This is a genomic window from Siculibacillus lacustris, assembly GCF_004328075.1.
GTDB lineage: Bacteria > Pseudomonadota > Alphaproteobacteria > Rhizobiales > Ancalomicrobiaceae > Siculibacillus > Siculibacillus lacustris.
Genome location: NZ_SJFN01000017.1, coordinates 111,859 through 128,260, shown reverse-complemented (window position 1 = coordinate 128,260; position 16,402 = coordinate 111,859). Strand labels below are relative to the sequence as shown.

General features: G+C 68.2%; 14 protein-coding genes. 11 read left to right on the top strand and 3 right to left on the bottom strand.

Features of this window, described 5'->3' with window-relative positions; translation table 11 throughout:
- The first annotated feature begins 157 nt into the window (after positions 1-157).
- The 9 genes from EYW49_RS12830 (at position 158) to hflX (ending at position 11,705) form a co-directional block, all read left to right on the top strand.
- Positions 158-1,021 carry a response regulator gene (locus EYW49_RS12830; protein ID WP_165498235.1) on the top strand — a complete coding sequence of 288 codons (864 nt, stop codon included), beginning with the start codon at positions 158-160 and terminating at the stop codon, positions 1,019-1,021.
- A gap of 194 nt (positions 1,022-1,215) precedes the next feature.
- On the top strand, positions 1,216-2,268 hold the full coding sequence (gene dusB, locus EYW49_RS12825) for a tRNA dihydrouridine synthase DusB (RefSeq protein ID WP_131309976.1): 1,053 nt from the start codon (positions 1,216-1,218) through the stop codon (positions 2,266-2,268).
- Positions 2,265-3,404, top strand: coding sequence for a two-component system sensor histidine kinase NtrB (locus EYW49_RS12820; RefSeq protein ID WP_131309975.1), 1,140 nt, complete (start codon positions 2,265-2,267; stop codon positions 3,402-3,404). Before dusB ends, EYW49_RS12820 begins: the two co-directional genes overlap by 4 nt.
- A 22-nt stretch (positions 3,405-3,426) precedes the next feature.
- Positions 3,427-4,869 (top strand): nitrogen regulation protein NR(I), encoded by a 1,443-nt coding sequence (gene ntrC / locus EYW49_RS12815; protein ID WP_131309974.1) that lies wholly within the window; start codon positions 3,427-3,429, stop codon positions 4,867-4,869.
- A 399-nt stretch (positions 4,870-5,268) separates the two neighbouring features.
- Positions 5,269-5,901, top strand: a complete 633-nt coding sequence (locus tag EYW49_RS12810) for a LysE family translocator (protein WP_131309973.1) — start codon at positions 5,269-5,271, stop codon at positions 5,899-5,901.
- A 122-nt stretch (positions 5,902-6,023) separates the two neighbouring features.
- On the top strand, positions 6,024-8,339 hold the full coding sequence (locus EYW49_RS12805; RefSeq protein ID WP_206365460.1) for a sensor histidine kinase NtrY-like: 2,316 nt from the start codon (positions 6,024-6,026) through the stop codon (positions 8,337-8,339).
- Entirely contained in the window at positions 8,329-9,696 is a 1,368-nt protein-coding gene (ntrX, locus tag EYW49_RS12800) for a nitrogen assimilation response regulator NtrX (protein WP_131309972.1), read from the top strand. Before EYW49_RS12805 ends, ntrX begins: the two co-directional genes overlap by 11 nt.
- A gap of 277 nt (positions 9,697-9,973) precedes the next feature.
- Positions 9,974-10,213 carry an RNA chaperone Hfq gene (gene hfq / locus EYW49_RS12795; protein WP_131309971.1) on the top strand — a complete coding sequence of 80 codons (240 nt, stop codon included), beginning with the start codon at positions 9,974-9,976 and terminating at the stop codon, positions 10,211-10,213.
- An 85-nt stretch (positions 10,214-10,298) separates the two neighbouring features.
- Positions 10,299-11,705: a GTPase HflX gene (gene hflX / locus EYW49_RS12790; RefSeq protein ID WP_131309970.1), complete on the top strand. Its 1,407-nt coding sequence runs from the start codon at positions 10,299-10,301 to the stop codon at positions 11,703-11,705.
- 84 nt (positions 11,706-11,789) lie between these two features.
- On the opposite strand, the gene kduD is transcribed toward hflX, so the two are convergent.
- Genes kduD through EYW49_RS12775 form a run of 3 tightly spaced genes read right to left on the bottom strand, consistent with a single transcriptional unit; the run spans position 11,790 to position 14,161 of the window.
- Positions 11,790-12,554, bottom strand: coding sequence for a 2-dehydro-3-deoxy-D-gluconate 5-dehydrogenase KduD (gene kduD / locus EYW49_RS12785; protein ID WP_131309969.1), 765 nt, complete (start codon positions 12,552-12,554; stop codon positions 11,790-11,792).
- Entirely contained in the window at positions 12,551-13,387 is an 837-nt protein-coding gene (kduI, locus tag EYW49_RS12780) for a 5-dehydro-4-deoxy-D-glucuronate isomerase (protein ID WP_131309968.1), read from the bottom strand. The genes kduD and kduI overlap by 4 nt, the downstream gene beginning before the upstream one ends.
- A 57-nt stretch (positions 13,388-13,444) precedes the next feature.
- A complete protein-coding gene (locus EYW49_RS12775) occupies positions 13,445-14,161 on the bottom strand; it encodes a GntR family transcriptional regulator (protein ID WP_131309967.1) in 717 nt (238 codons plus the stop codon).
- Positions 14,162-14,351: 190 nt separating this feature from the next.
- Here EYW49_RS12775 and EYW49_RS12770 point away from each other — a divergent pair, with 190 nt between their 5' ends.
- Positions 14,352-15,158 (top strand): 2-keto-4-pentenoate hydratase, encoded by an 807-nt coding sequence (locus tag EYW49_RS12770; RefSeq protein WP_131309966.1) that lies wholly within the window; start codon positions 14,352-14,354, stop codon positions 15,156-15,158.
- An 80-nt stretch (positions 15,159-15,238) separates the two neighbouring features.
- The gene (locus EYW49_RS12765) at positions 15,239-16,213 is read left to right on the top strand and encodes a TRAP transporter substrate-binding protein (protein WP_131309965.1); all 975 of its coding nucleotides are present in this window, start codon (positions 15,239-15,241) and stop codon (positions 16,211-16,213) included.
- Positions 16,214-16,402 lie beyond the last annotated feature (189 nt).

The following is a 16,402-nucleotide window of genomic DNA, read 5'->3' as shown; positions in this document are numbered from 1 at the left end:
GCCGAACATGGCGGCGAGCGCGGACGGTGAACCGTCGCGGCGAGCGCCGAGGCGCGATGTTGGCGCGACGTCGCGCGTGTGCCGGCAGAAATCAACGGAATTTTATAGTTGTTCGCGAATTGTCGGTCTCGACCGCCCTCGCGTCGTAGGAACAACCATGCCGGTCTTGAGTGCTCTGATCGTCGACGACTCGGTTACGGTACGTAATCACCTCCGAGTCGCCATCGCCAACATCATTCGCGATTGTCAGGTGTTCGAGGCGGAAGGCGCCCTCGAGGCGGCGCGCTTCCTGTCGAAGTTCATTCCCGAAGTGGTGTTCCTCGATCTCAACATGCCCAAGGTCAGCGGCATCGCCTTTCTCGACAAGCTCGACGCGATCATGTGCGGGCGCAAGCCGCCGATCATCGTCTCGATCTCCTCCGACCTGTCGGACTCGACCCTGAGCAAGCTGGAGGCGCGCGGCACCTACGACGTGTTGCCGAAGCCCTTCGATCCGCAGAAGGTCGCCGCGGTGCTGTTGCGGGTGATGCAGATGTCGCGCTCGCGGCGGGTGCTGGTGGTCGACGACAGCGCCACCGTTCGGACGCTGGTGCGCAAGATCATCGAGAAGAGCCGGTTCAATCTCACCGTCGAAGAGGCGGCGACCGGCGGAGCGGCGATCGCGGCGTTCCGCGGTCAGGTCTACGACGTCGCCTTCATCGACCTGAACATGCCCGGCATCGACGGGCTTGAGGCGGCCGGCGAGATCCTCTACAGCCGCGCCGACACCCATGTGGTGTTGATGTCGGGCCAGTCCGACGAGGGGGTGCGACGCGCCGCCTCGCACATCGGCGTGGAATTCTTCCTGAAGAAGCCGTTCTACCCGAGCGACGTCGATGCGGTGCTCCATGCCTTCTACGACATGAGCGATGCCCGATTCCTCGAAGTGGCGGAGCGAGAGGTCTTCGCCGGCGACTTCGTCGAAGAGATGGCGTCGGTCGTGCCGGCCGCGACCTTCATCGATCTGCAGACGCCTCTGTGAAGGCCGACGCGCCCGATTGCGGGTAGGAATGGTCGGTACTGGCTCCGGGAAACGCGGTTCGCTATACCCGCGATGACGTTTTCGGGCTGCGGCGGCGCCGATCGGTGATGAATCTGCGCAAAATTTCACATGGTGGCTTGCTCTCGCCCAAAATTCTGCCATTCATGTGGCCGATGGCCCACGATGCACAGCGAATGAGCAGGCATTCTCCGCAACCGGAGACGGAAGCCCCCCGGACGGTCGACCGTCCCGTGGTGCTCGGTCGCTGGACTCACCGTCGTCCGGTGTTCCTGGCGCCGATGTCGGGCATCACCGATCTGCCTTTCCGCCGGCTGGCGGCGCGCTTCGGCTGCGACGTGGTGGTGACCGAGATGGTCGCTTCCGACGCGCTGCAGGTCGGCGACGTCGACGCCACGGTGCGGCTGGCGGGCGAAGGGCTCGCCTGCCACGTGGTGCAGATCGCCGGACGGGAGCCGGCCCAGACCGCGCGGGCGGCGAAGATGGCGGTCGACGCCGGCGCCGACGTGATCGATCTCAACATGGGCTGCCCGGCCAAACGGGTGGTCAACGGCTGGTCGGGCGCCGCCTTGATGCGCGACCTCGATCTGGCGACGGCGATCATCGTCGCGGTGCGCGCCGCGGTGGCAGTACCGGTGACCGTCAAGATGCGGCTCGGCTGGGACCGCTCGGCGCTGGTGGCGCCCGAGCTCGCTCGTCGTGCCGAGGCCGAAGGGGTGACGATGGTCACCGTCCACGGCCGCACCCGCGATCAGTTCTACGAAGGCGAAGCCGACTGGGCGGCGGTCCGGCCGGTGCGCGCGGCGATCGCCATTCCGCTGATCGTCAACGGCGACATCGCCTCGCCGGAAACCGCCGAGGATGCGCTTCTCGCGTCCGGCGCCGACGGGGTGATGATCGGGCGTGCCGCCTGCGGTCGGCCGTGGCTGCCGGGAGCGATCTCGGCGGCGCTGGCGGGACGACCCGAGGTGCCTGCACCGAGCGGCGCGGCGCTCGCCGCCCTGGTCGCCGAACATTACGAGGCGATGATCGCCCATCACGGCCGCTTCGTCGGGGTCAAGGCGGCGCGCAAGCATCTCGCCTGGTATCTCGACGCCGCCGAATCCGCCGGTGCGGCGCCCGTCGCGGCCGCCGACCGCCGAGCCCTGTTGACCGCCGACGATCCCGTCCGGGCGATCCGTCTGATCGAATGCCTGTTCGCGGATCTGTCGGCAAGGAGTGCCGCATGACCAACACCGACTCCGCCCCGGCGCCCGTCACGCCCGTGCCCGCGACGCCGATCTCGGTCCTCAACGCGCTGCCGCATCCGGTGATCACCGTCGACGGGGCCGGCATGATCATCGCCGCCAACGACGCCGCCGAACATTTCTTCCAGGCCAGCGTCGGCTTCATGCGCCGCCACAAGATCAGCTATTTCATCCCCTTCGGCTCGCCGCTCCTGGAACTGATCAATCAGGTGCGCGACCGTCAGGCGCCGGTGTCGGAATACCGCGTCGACATCGAGAGCCCGCGCCTGCCCGGCGACAAGATGGTCGACATCTACGCCGCGCCGCTCGGCGAGCGTCCCGACGCCGTGGTGGTGATGCTCCAGGAACGCTCGATGGCCGACAAGATCGACCGCCAGCTGACCCATCGCGGCGCCGCGCGCACCGTGTCGGGGCTGGCGGCGATGCTCGCCCACGAGATCAAGAACCCGCTGTCCGGCATCCGCGGCGCCGCCCAGTTGCTCGAGCAGTCGGCCGGCGACGAGGATCGGGCGCTGACCCGGCTGATCTGCGACGAGGCCGACCGGATCGTCAAACTGGTCGACCGGATGGAGGTGTTCTCCGACGATCGCCCGGTCGAGCGCGACGCGGTCAACATCCACACCGTGCTCGATCACGTGAAGAGATTGGCGCAATCGGGTTTCGGACGCTCGGTCAGGATCGTCGAGGAATACGATCCGTCGTTGCCGCCGGTCTATGCCAACCGCGACCAATTGGTCCAGGTGTTCCTCAATCTGGTCAAGAACGCCTGCGAGTCGCTCGGCGAGCAGCCGGACGCCGAGATCATCCTGACCACCGCCTATCGGCCCGGCGTCCGCCTGTCGGTGCCCGGCTCCAAGGACAAGGTGACGCTGGCCCTCGAGTTCTGCGTCAAGGACAACGGCCCCGGTGTGCCGGCCGATCTGATCGAACATCTGTTCGACCCCTTCGTGACCACCAAGACCAACGGTTCGGGCCTCGGCCTCGCCCTGGTCGCCAAGATCATCCGTGACCACGGTGGCGTGGTCGAATGCGAATCCCAGCCCCGTCGCACCGTCTTCCGGATCCTGATGCCCGCCTTCAGCGGCGCCAGGGACGACAAGACGCGTGGCGGTTTCTGACATCTGACGAGGACATACGGTCATGCCTTCCGGCAACATTCTCGTCGCCGACGACGACGCCGCCATCCGCACCGTGCTCAATCAGGCGCTGTCGCGCGCCGGCTACGAAGTGCGCCTGACCTCGAACGCCGCGACGCTGTGGCGTTGGGTCGCGCAAGGGGAGGGGGATCTGGTGATCACCGACGTGGTGATGCCGGACGAGAACGCCTTCGACCTCCTGCCGCGCATCAAGAAGCTCCGGCCCGATCTGCCGGTGATCGTGATGAGCGCCCAGAACACCTTCATGACGGCGATCCGCGCCTCCGAGCGGGGCGCCTACGAATATCTGCCCAAGCCCTTCGACCTGAAGGAGCTGATCGCCATCGTCGGCCGGGCGCTCGCCGAGCCGAAGCACAAGCGGGTGGTCGACGACAGCGACGCCGAGGCCGACGCGATCCCGCTGGTCGGGCGCTCGCCGGCGATGCAGGACATCTACCGGGTCCTCGCCCGCCTGATGCAGACCGACCTGACGGTGATGATCACCGGCGAGAGCGGCACCGGCAAGGAACTGGTGGCGCGGGCGCTGCACGACTACGGCAAGCGCCGGGCCGGGCCCTTCGTCGCCATCAACATGGCGGCGATCCCGCGCGATCTGATCGAATCGGAACTGTTCGGCCACGAGAAGGGGGCCTTCACCGGCGCCGCCTCGCGCTCGGCCGGGCGTTTCGAACAGGCCGAGGGCGGCACGCTGTTCCTCGACGAGATCGGCGACATGCCGATGGACGCCCAGACCCGGCTGCTGCGGGTGCTGCAGCAGGGCGAATACACCACGGTCGGCGGGCGCACGGCGATCAAGACCGACGTGCGGATCGTCGCCGCGACCAACAAGGATCTGCGTCAGCTGATCAACCAGGGCCTGTTCCGCGAGGACCTGTACTTCCGCCTCAACGTCGTGCCGATCCGCCTGCCGCCCCTGCGCGAGCGTTCGGAGGACATCGCCGATCTGGTCCGCCACTTCTTCTCCCAGGCCGAGAAGGAGGGTCTGCCGGCCAAGCAGATCGAGAACGCCGCGCTGGAGCGCCTGCGCCGCTATCGTTGGCCGGGCAACATCCGCGAGCTCGAGAACCTGATCCGCCGCCTCGCCGCGCTCTACCCGCAGGACGTGATCGCCGCCTCGGTGATCGAGACCGAGCTGGCCCAGCCGGTGCTGTCGTCGATGCCCGAGGAGAAGCCGGGCGACGAGGGCCTGTCGGCCTCGGTCGAGCGGCATCTCAACGCCTATTTCACCGGCTTCGGCGACAACCTGCCGCCCCCCGGCCTCTATCACCGGATCCTGCGCGAGGTCGAATATCCGCTGATCTCGGCGGCGCTGGCGGCGACGCGGGGCAACCAGATCAAGGCGGCCGAGCTCCTCGGGGTCAACCGCAACACCCTGCGCAAGAAGATCCGCGACCTCGACGTCCAGGTGATCCGCTCGTCGCGGTGAGGGATGGGCGGCGTGCCGTATGGAGACGCCGAGCCCCCTCCCTGTCCCTCCCCCTCTAGGGGCGAGGGGACGTGGGGGCGAGGGTGATCGGAAGGCGACGGCGCGAGTGGTTCGAAGGCGACCTCCCCAGCGCCCTCTCCCCCCTTGTGGGGGAGAGACGGAGAGGGGGGTGCGGGAAGAATCAACCCGTTGCCACGTCGGCGTAATTCCACTGCTGGGGCGCCGCGTACCCCCCTCCCTGTCCCTCCCCCACAAGGGGGGAGGGGACGATGCCCGCGGGGACCGAACGAGCATTTTCGAAGGTGATCTCCCCAGCGTTCCCTCCCCCTCGGAGGGTGAGGGACAGGGAGGGGGGCAGGGCGCCGCCGTCGCGCGACGCCCCCGAACCGGAGCCGGACCATGACCCTCAGCCTGTTCCTCACCGCGGTCGCCGCCGGCGTCGTCTATGTCGTCACCCCCGGACCGGCGACGCTGGCGGTGCTCGGGCTCTCCGCCACCCACGGGCGCCGGCGCGGCCTCGCCTTCTTCCTCGGCCACGGGGTCGGCGACGTCACTTGGTCGGCGCTGGCGCTCGCCGCGCTGCTCGGGGCGAGCCGGCTCGGCCCGGAGCTGTTCCATCTGCTCGGCCTGATCTGCGGCCTCTATCTGGTCCACCTCGGGCTTCGCGCCCTGCGCGGCGGCGGCGGCTCCGCCGACGCGACGGTGATCGGCGCGGAACGACCGATCCGCACCGGTATGATCTTCGGGCTGACCAATCCCAAGGCCTATCCCTTCTCGCTGGCCATGTACGGCGCCCTGTCGGTCGGGGCCGGGCCGAGCCTGACCCTCGCCGACGCCGGCCTGTTGTTCGCCGCCACCACCCTCGGCATGGCGATCGGCGACGGGCTGACCGTCGCCTGGACGGGGCTTCCGGCGGTCGGGCGGGCGTTCCTGCGCTTCCGCGGGCCGATCTCGCGGGCGATCGGGCTGATCTTCGTCGCCTTCGGCCTGCGCACCGCCTGGGACGCCGCCGCCGGGCTCCACCGATCCTGACCGGTTGCCGCAGGCGCTGTTGTGTCGTGGCAACACTGCCGTAATTCGGCAACAATAGAGGGCGAGACAGGGCCGGCGATTCCCCGCGCGAGCGGCGTCGCGTCGTGCGGTGGGAGTACGCTTTGGACCAGCAGCCGATTCTGACCATCCCGAAGATGGCGATCGCCCCCGTCGGCGACGCGACGCGACGGATGCGCAAGCTCGGGCTGGTGCTGACGGTGATCGCCCTGGCGACCGTCGTCGCCTCCTTCGCGATCCTCACCGGCATGACCCGGATCGTCCCGACCTCCGCCGTGGTGCGCGTCACCCTGACCGTCAACGCGGTGTTCCTGGCGGTCCTGACCGGGTTGATCACCTGGGAACTGGTCGGCCTGTGGGTCGCCTGGCGAGCGGGCCGCGCCGCCGCCAACCTGCATCTCAGGGTGATCGGGGTGTTCTCGGCGGTCGCCGCGGCGCCGGCGCTGATCGTCGCGATCCTCGCCTCGGTGACCCTCGACCGCGGCCTCGACCGTTGGTTCGAAGACCGCACCCGGACCATCGTCGAGAGCGCCGCCCAGGTCGGCGAGGCCTATATCCGCGAACACGGCCGGGCGATCCGCGCCGACGCCATCGCCATGGCCACCGACGTCGACCGCGCCAAGGCGCTCTACGACAGCGAGCCCGACCGCTTCGATGCGCTGATGATGACCCAGGCGCGGCTGCGCGGCCTGCCGGCGGTGTTCCTGCTCGCCGCCGACGGCACGATCATCACCCGAACCCTGTTGGCCCCGGAATGGACGGAGCCTCTGATGCCGCCGCCCGAGGCGATGGTCGAGGCGGCCCAGGGCGAGCCGATCGTGTTGACCCCCGGGGCGTCCAGCCAGGTCGGCGTGATCACCAAGCTCGGCGAATTCGAGGACACCTATCTCTACGTGACGCGACCGCTCGATCCGGTCGTGCTCGGGCCGCTGCATCAGGCCCAGGCGGCGGCGGGCGACTATCGCCAGCTCGAATCGAGCCGCTTCGGTGCGCAACTGGCCTTCGGCCTGATCTTCGTCGGCGTCGCCTTCATCTTCCTGATCGCCGCGATCTGGATCGGCATCGGCTTCGCCAATCGGCTGGTGTCGCCGATCCGCCGGCTGATCCTCGCCGCCGACTACGTCTCCAAGGGCCATCTGGCGGTGCAGGTGCCGGTGCGGCGCAAGGAGGGAGACCTCGCCCATCTCGCCGAGACCTTCAACACCATGACCAATGAATTGCGCGGCCAGCGCGCCGAGTTGATCGCCGCCAAGGATCAGATCGACCGGCGCCGTCGCTTCACCGAGGCGGTGCTGGCCGGGGTCGACGCCGGGGTGCTCGGCATCGACGCGGAGGGCCGCATCACGCTGGCCAACCGCACCGCAACGACGCTGCTGGCGACCCCCGAAGCCGACCTGATCGGCGCGCGGGTCTTCGAGGTCGCGCCGGAACTCGGGCCGATCCTCGAGGCGGCGCTCGGCGACGAGACGCCGCGACCGCATCAGGGGCAGATCACGCTGCGCCGGGCGGGCCGCGAACAGACGATCACGGCGCGGTTGACCCGCGAGGCCTCCGACGCCATCGGCCGCAGCTACGTGGTGACGCTCGACGACATCACCGATCTGGTCGCCGCCCAGCGCTCCTCGGCCTGGGCCGACGTGGCGCGGCGTATCGCCCACGAGATCAAGAACCCGCTGACCCCGATCCAGCTCTCCGCCGAGCGCCTCAAGCGGCGCTACGGCAAGCGCATCGAGGACGACCGCGGGGTGTTCGATCAGTGCATCGACACGATCATCCGTCAAGTCGGCGACATCGAGCGGATGGTCAACGAGTTCGCCTCGTTCGCGCGGATGCCCAAGCCCCAATTGGTCGCCGCGGACGTTGGCGAGGCGCTGCGCGAGGCGGTATTCCTGATGGCGGTGGCCAAGCCCGACATCGTCTTCCACACCGATCTGCCCGACATCCCGGTGCTCGGGCGCTTCGATCAGCGGCTGCTGCTCCAGGCCTTCACCAACATCGTCAAGAACGCCTGCGAGGCGATCGAGGCGGTGACCGGCGACGGCGGAGCGGGCGGCCACGTCGAGGCGCGTCTGCGACGGACGCCCGAGGGCATCGTCGTCGAGGTGATCGACGACGGCATCGGCCTGCCCGCCGAGAACCGTCACCGTCTGCTCGAGCCCTACGTGACCACCCGCGAGAAGGGCACCGGCCTCGGGCTCGCGATCGTCCGCAAGATCGTCGAGGACCATCGCGGTCGCATCGATCTGGTCGATGCGCCCGCCGTGGCCTCCGGCGGCCGCGGCACCCTGGTGCGGCTGCTGTTGCCGGAAGCCGGCGTGCCCGAAGACGAAACCTCGACCCGTACCCTTCCGCCCTCCGCGCCTGCTCCGACCGCTTCCATTTCCACAACCGACAGCGAAGTGCCCACAGATGGCGTCTGACATCCTCATCGTCGACGACGAGAAAGACATCCGCGACCTGGTCTCGGGCATCCTCGAGGACGAGGGCCACGGCACCCGGACCGCCGGCAACAGCGACGAATGCCTGGCGGCGATCGAGAAGCGGCGACCGTCGCTGGTGTTTCTCGACATCTGGATGCAGGGCAGCCGGCTCGACGGGCTGGCGCTGCTCGACGTGGTCAAGGGCCAGCACCCGGACCTGCCGGTGGTGATCATCTCCGGCCACGGCAACGTCGAGACCGCGGTCTCGGCGATCAAGCGCGGCGCCTACGACTACATCGAAAAGCCGTTCAAGGCCGATCGGCTGGTGCTGATCGCCGAGCGGGCGCTCGAGGCGTCGAAACTCAAGCGCGAGGTCAAGGAACTGCGCGAGCGCACCGGCGCCTCGCAGGAGATGCTCGGCACCTCGACCACCATCCATCAACTGCGCCAGCAGATCGAGCGGGTCGCCCCGACCAACAGCCGCATCCTGATCACCGGCCCCTCGGGCTCGGGCAAGGAGATGGCGGCGCGCACCATCCACGCCATGTCGCTCCGGGCGAGCGGCCCCTTCGTGGCGCTCAACGCCGCGGCGATCACCCCCGACCGCATGGAGGTCGAGCTGTTCGGCACCGAACAGGACACCGGGGCGGGGCGCAAGATTGGTGCGCTCGAGGAGGCCCACGGCGGCACCCTCTATCTCGACGAAGTCGCCGACATGCCGCGCGAGACGCAGAGCAAGATCCTGCGGGTCCTGGTCGAACAGAGCTTCACCCGGGTCGGCGGCTCGACCAAGGTCCAGGTCGACGTGCGTGTGGTCTCCTCGACTGCCCGCGACCTGCCGCGCGAAATCCAGGAAGGGCGGTTCCGCGAGGACCTGTTCCACCGCCTCGCCGTGGTGCCGATCCGGGTGCCGTCGTTGGCCGAACGACGCGACGACATCCCGCATTTCGTCGATTATTTCATGGAGCAGATCTCGCGCGCCTCGGGCCTGCCGATCCGCAAGATCGGCGAGGACGCCATGGCGGTGCTGCAGGCCCACGACTGGCCGGGCAACATCCGGCAACTCCGCAACAACGTCGAACGGCTGTTGATTCTGACCCGCGGCGACCCCGACGCGGTGATCACCGCCGACCTGTTGCCGGCCGAGATCGGCGCGATGTTGCCGGCGCTGCCGACTTCGACCGGCGGTGAGCACCTGATGAGCCTGCCGCTGCGCGACGCCCGCGAGATCTTCGAGCGCGAATATCTGGTGGCCCAGATCAACCGCTTCGGCGGCAACATCTCGCGCACCGCCGAGTTCGTCGGCATGGAGCGTTCGGCGCTGCACCGCAAGTTGAAGTCGCTCGGGGTCGGTTGATCGGAGAATCGCCGTCGACGGCGCGACGGGGGATTGCGAAGGCGGCCGCCCGTGGTTTCGCTGCATCGCCGTTGCGCGGGAAGCACAATCGACCGGCAACTGTTGCAATTGCGCACTTCTCGGGCAGCCATGCGCACAGCAGACTGTTCGAAGCCGGTGTGCCGCTCTATCTTGTATGGCTGGACCCCGAGGCGCCCGTGACGAACGGGTGACAACCCGCTCGCTACGTGGCGGGAACCTCGCGACACAAAATCGAATTCAAAAGAGGTCGTAACATATGGCGGACCGCGCTCCCAATCTCCAGGACACGTTCCTCAACTTCGTTCGTAAGAACAAAACCCCGGTGACGATCTTCCTCATCAACGGCGTCAAGCTGCAGGGAGTCGTGACCTGGTTCGACAATTTCTGTGTCCTCCTGCGTCGCGACGGACACTCGCAGCTCGTGTACAAGCATGCGATCTCGACCGTGATGCCGGGCGGACCGGTGCAGTTGTTCGAACCCTCGGAAGACGCTTGACCCAGGACAGCCGCCTTTGAGCGATCCAGACGACGGCTCGGAAGAGACCGATCGGGAACGCCGGAACGAACGGACGCAGAAGGCCATGGCCCGCGACCGTCAGCCGACGCGTGCCCTGGTGGTGGTGCCGTGGCGCACACCGCCGCATCATCGCGGCGACGTCGGGGGAGGGACGGTGGCCCCGCGCTCGCTCGATGCGCGTCGTGAAGAGGCGGTCGGACTGGCCCGGGCGATCGAACTGAACGTCATCGGCGATCCGACGGTCAAGATCACCGCGCCGCGGCCGGCCACCCTGTTCGGGACCGGCAAGGTCGACGAGATCAAGGCGATGATCGAGGCCGACACCATCGAGCTGGTGATCGTCGACCATCCGCTGACCCCGATCCAGCAGCGCAATCTCGAGAAGGCCTGGGGCGCCAAGGTGCTCGACCGCACCGGCCTGATTCTGGAGATCTTCGGCGAGCGCGCCCAGACCAAGGAAGGGCGGCTGCAGGTCGAGCTCGCCCATCTCACCTATCAGAAGAGCCGGCTGGTGCGGTCCTGGACCCATCTGGAGCGCCAGCGCGGCGGCTTCGGCTTCCTCGGCGGCCCCGGCGAAACCCAGATCGAGGCCGACCGGCGGCAGATCCAGGAGCGCATCGCCAAGCTCGAGCGCGATCTCGAGAGCGTCGCCCGGACGCGCGCGCTCCATCGCAAGAACCGCCGCAAGGTGCCGCATCCGGTCGTGGCGCTGGTCGGCTACACCAACGCCGGCAAGTCGACCCTGTTCAATCTCCTGACTTCGTCCGACGTCTTCGCCAAGGACCTGCTGTTCGCGACCCTCGATCCGACGCTGCGTCAGGTGCGCCTGCCGCACGGCGGCGAGGTGATCCTGTCCGACACCGTCGGCTTCGTCTCCGATCTGCCGACCACCCTGGTCGCTGCCTTCCGGGCGACGCTGGAAGAGGTGATCGAGGCCGATCTGATCCTCCACGTCCGCGACATTTCCCACGAGGACAGCGCCGCCCAGGCCAAGGACGTCGAGACGGTGCTGGCCCAGCTCGGGGTCGACGTCACCGATCGCGACCGCGTCGTCGAAGTGTGGAACAAGATCGACAAGCTCGACCCCGAACGGCGCGCCCTGCTCCTCGACGAGGGGACGCGGGCGGCGCTCGACGGGCCGACCGCGGCCCCGTGTTCGGCGGTGACCGGCGACGGCGTCCCGGCCCTGCTGGAGCTCGTCGAACAGCGGCTCAACCGCGACCGCGCGGTGTTCCGCGTCGAGATCCCGGCGGCCGAAGGCGAATTGCAGGCTTGGCTCTATCGCTCGGCGGAAGTCGTGGCGCGCGAGGATCTCGACGGCGCGACCTCGCTCAGCCTGCGGGTGCCGGCCAAGTCGCTCGATCTGTTCCGCTCGCGCGCCGGCCGCTTCATCCGCGAAGTGCACGGACGGGTGGTCGCCGAGCCGGTCGAGAAGAATCGGCCGCTGGTGCCGTTCGATCCCTTGGCCTGAATCGGCGGTTTCCGCACAGGTTCCTGAACGCCGAAGGGCGCCGGTTGCCCGGCGCCCTTCGCGTATCCTGCGATGACCGACGCGTCAGCGCGCCAGCCAGCCGCCGTCGACCGGCACGACGATGCCGTTGACGTAGCCGGAGTGCGGCGAGGCGAGGAACAGCACCGTGGTCGCGAGATCTTCGGGCAGGCCCCAGCGACCGGCGGGAATCCGTTCGACGATCTGGCGCTCGCGCACTGCGTCGGCGCGCAGCGCCGTGGTGTTGTCGGTCGCCATGTAGCCCGGCGCGATGGCGTTGGCGGTGATCCCCTTGCCGGCCAACTCGTTGGCGAGCAGCTTGGTGATGCCGGCGATCCCGTGCTTCGACGCGGTATAGGACGGCACCCGGATGCCGCCCTGGAAGGCCAGCAGCGAGGCGGTCGATATGATCCGGCCCGGCACACCGCGCGCCACGATCCGCTTGGCCACGGCTTGCGCGATGAAGAAGGCGGCACGGATGTTGATGTTCATCACCGCGTCCCAGTCCTCTTCGGTGAACTCGAGGACGTCGGCGCGGCGGATGATGCCGGCGTTGTTGATCAGGATGTCGACCGGCGCGAAGTCCGCCTCGATCTTCGCCACCATCGCATGGAAGTCGATCGGCTTGCCGAAGTCGGCGACGACGCCGTGGAACCGGCGCCCCATCGCCTCGATCTCGGCCTGGGCCTGACCCATTTCCATGTAGTCGGCCCCGACGATGTCGGCACCGGCCGAGGCCAGGGCCTTGGCCATGCCGAGGCCGAGACCGGCGCGGCAACCGGTGACCAACGCGGTCTTGCCGGTCAGATCGAACAGATTGGTACCGCTCACAGCAGTTCTCCCATCGGGATGTGGTCCATGTCGGCGAAGGACTGATTGTCGCCGGCCATGGCCCAGATGAAGGCATAGGCCGAGGTGCCGGCGCCGCTGTGGATCGACCACGGCGGCGACACCGCGACCTGCTCGTTGCGGATCATCAGATGGCGGGTGTTCTGCGGCCGGCCCATCAGGTGGACGACGAAGGCGTCGGCGGGCAGCTCGAAATAGAGGTAGGCCTCCATGCGGCGATCGTGGGTATGCGCCGGCATGGTGTTCCAGATGCTGCCCGGCTCGAGGCGGGTCAGCCCCATCACCAGCTGGCAGGTCGGCAGCAGGCCGGGATGGAAATACTTGTAGATCGTCCGCGCGTTGGCCGTGGTCTGCGCGCCGAGCGGGGCGGGCGACGCCTCGTCGATCGTCACCTTGCGGGTCGGATGGGTGGCGTGGGCCGGGGCCGAGGCGCCGTAGAGCTTGGCGGGGTTGGCCGGATCGACGCTGGCGAAGGACACCTCGCGGATGCCCATGCCGAGGTAGAGCGCCTCCTGGAAGCCGATCTCCCAGGTGGTGCCGTCGGCGACGATGCGGGCCGGGCCGCCGATGTTGATGAAGCCGACTTCGCGCCGCTCCAGGAAGAACGACGTGCCGACCGGCTTGGCCTCGGCCTCGCCGAAGGCGAGCGGGGTGGTGGTCGGCATGATGCCGAGCAGCAGCAGACGGTCATAGTGGGTCAGGGTGGCGGAGATGGCGCCGGGAACGAACAGCTTCTCGATCAGGAAGTGCTGACGCAGCTCCTCGGTGCCGAGCGTCTCGGCCTGAGTGTAATGGACGGCGTGACGGTTATCCAATGTCGGGTCCTTTCGAGGATGACGACGAATTCGGGCGGGGCCGGCGGGCGGCGATGATCAGGCGAAGAGGTCGCCGTACGCGGCTTCGATCTCGGGCAGGGCGCGCAGGATCTCTTCGAGATGGTCGCGCATGGCGCGTTCGGCGGCGTCGGGATCGCGGGCGTCGATCGCCGCGACGATGTCGCGATGCTGGCGCAGCAGGAGCGGCGTGGTGTGCGGCAGCGGCAGGGTGAGGTGACACACCCGGTCCATGTGGGCCTTGATGTCGTCGATCACGTCCCAGGCCGTGGGAAAGCCGGCGCCCTCGGCGAGCGCCCGGTGGAAGTTCTCGTCGGCGCGCTGGAACGGGTAGTGGGCGCGGTCGGCGGCGAGCTCTTCCTGGGCGTCGAGCAGGCGCTCGATGCGTTCGCGTACCTTCGGATCGAAGGGGCCGGTGGCGGCGGCGCGGACCACCGCGACCTCGAGCGACGCGCGCACGAATCGCGCCTGGCGCATGCGTTCGCTGGAGATCTTGACCACGAAGGTACCGCGGCGCGGGTGGATCTCGACCAGTTCGGCGCGGGCGAGCGCGATGAAGGCCTCGCGCACCGGTTGGCGCGACACGCCGTAATGCTCCGCCAGATCCTTCTCCGACAGCGATGCGCCGGGCGGAAATTCGAGCATTATGATGGCTTTGCGGATCGCACGTTCGACCCGCCGAGCGGCCGTTTCGGCGCCGGCGATCGCAACTTGCTCGAGAATGTCCGGCCCCTGGCCGGCCACAGCACTTCTCATCTGCATTTTACCCGATCTGCGCAGAGGCTGGTAAAGTGGTAAGGCCACTGACCACTGGAAATCTCTGACGAGATCTGCCATACCACACTAGCCGGCCACTTGGGAATGGCGTACCATACCAAAAATCAAAACGACGGATCACGGTCCCGGCAGGACCAGCAATGACCCGCGGCGGAGAGGAACAGCCAATATGCATCTTTCGCAGCCGGATATCGACGCCATCGCCGCGGCCTTCGTGGCCGCACGGCGCGAGGCGCGAATCCTCGATGCCTTTCCGGGACCGCTGCCGACGTCGCTCGCCGACGCCTATCGGGTCCAGGAGCGGGCGATCGCCCTCGGCGGTCGCCGCTTGGCCGGCTGGAAAGTGGCGATGATCCGCCCCGATCTGCGCGCCAACCTCGGCGCCGACCGAATCTGCGGACCGATCTACGCCGACGTCGTGCACGACCTGCCGCAGGGCGGCGGCGCCACGGTGACGGTCTACGACGGCGGCTTCGCGGCGCTGGAGGCGGAATTCGCGGCGCGCTTCGCCCGCGATCTCGAGCCCGGCCCCGACGGTTTCGACGACGCCACGATCCTCGCGGCGCTCGCCTCGCTCCATGCGGGCTCGGAGGTCGCCTCCAGCCCGCTGCCCACCCTCAACGACATCGGCCCCGTCGCGGTCGTCTGCGACCACGGCAACAACGCCGGCGCGGTCGTCGGACCGGAGCTCCCCGGTTGGCGTACGACCGCTCCCGCGGCCTTCGCCTCGAAGATGCTGGTCGACGGCGTCGTCGAAGGGGAGGGGTCTGCGGCCTCGGTGCCCGGGGGGCCGCTCGGCGCCCTCAGGTTCCTCGCCGAACAACTCGCGACGCGCGGCCGCCATCTCGCGGCCGGCGACGTGGTCCTCACCGGCATGACCACCGGTATCCACACGGTGCGACCGGGCTCACACGGCCGCATCGTCTTTTCGGGCGTCTCCGACTGCGACATCGCAGTGGTCGCGGTCGAGCGCTAGGGATTTTGCGAGGGTCTCGCGGATCCACGACGGACATGGCGTCATGCGACGCACATGAAAAGAAGACGGAGGAAATATCGATGAAGTTCGCGAAGAAGTTGGTCCTGGCCGCCCTGGCGGGCGCGCTCGCCCTCGGGACCGCCCAGGTTCAGGCGCGTGAGTTCCGGGCCGCCGAAGTTCAGCCGCCGGACTACCCGACCGTCAAGGCGATCCAGTTCACCAGCGAGCAGCTCAGCAAGGCGACCAACGGCAAGTACACGATCAAGGTGTTCCCGAGCTCGCAGCTCGGCTCGGAAAAGGACACCATCGAGCAGATCAAGCTCGGCGCGATCGAATTCCTGCGGGTCAGCGCCGGCACGCTCAACACGATCTGCCCGGCGATGACCGTCCCGGTGCTGCCCTTCGTGTTCCGTGACCTCGAGCATCAGCACAAGGTCCTCGACGGCCCGATCGGCGACGAGATCCTCGCCGACTGCGACGCTCACGGCATGATCGGTCTGGCCTTCTACGACTCCGGTTCGCGGTCGTTCTACACCAAGAACCCGGTCCGCAGCATGGCCGACCTCAAGGGCCTGAAGATCCGCGTCCAGCAGTCGGACGTCTGGGTGGCGATGATGAAGCTGCTCGGCGCCAACCCGACCCCGATGCCGACCGGCGAAGTCTTCACCGGTCTGAAGACCGGCCTGATCGACGGCGCCGAGAACAACTGGCCGACCTACCAGACCTCGCATGCCTACGAGGTGGCCAAGTTCTACACGCTGAGCGACCATTCCATGTCGCCCGACGTGCTGCTGATGTCGAAGAAGGTCTATGACGGCTTCACGGCCGAAGAGAAGGCCGCGGTCCGCAAGGCCGCCAAGGACTCCGTGCCCTACATGCGCAAGCTGTGGGCCGAGCTCGAAGAGTCCTCCAAGGCCATCATCCTGAAGTCCGGCGTCGAGGTGATCACCGTCGACAAGGCGCCGTTCCAGGCCGCGATGAAGCCCCTCTACGACCAGTTCCTGCCCGATCCGAAGCTCAAGGACATGCTGAACCGGATCATCGACACGAAGTGACCCACGTCGCTTTCGTGTGCGACTCTCGGTCGTCGCCGGGGTTCGTCTGACCCGCCGGGCAACCGGTGAACCCCGACGGCGACACCCCGGACCGCATCGAGCGATCCGGGAAACGAGGTTCGCCGTCTCGGCCGCGTGGAGCGATCCACCGGCCGGGACGACCGAACCGGACCGGCCGCCCCGTCCGGC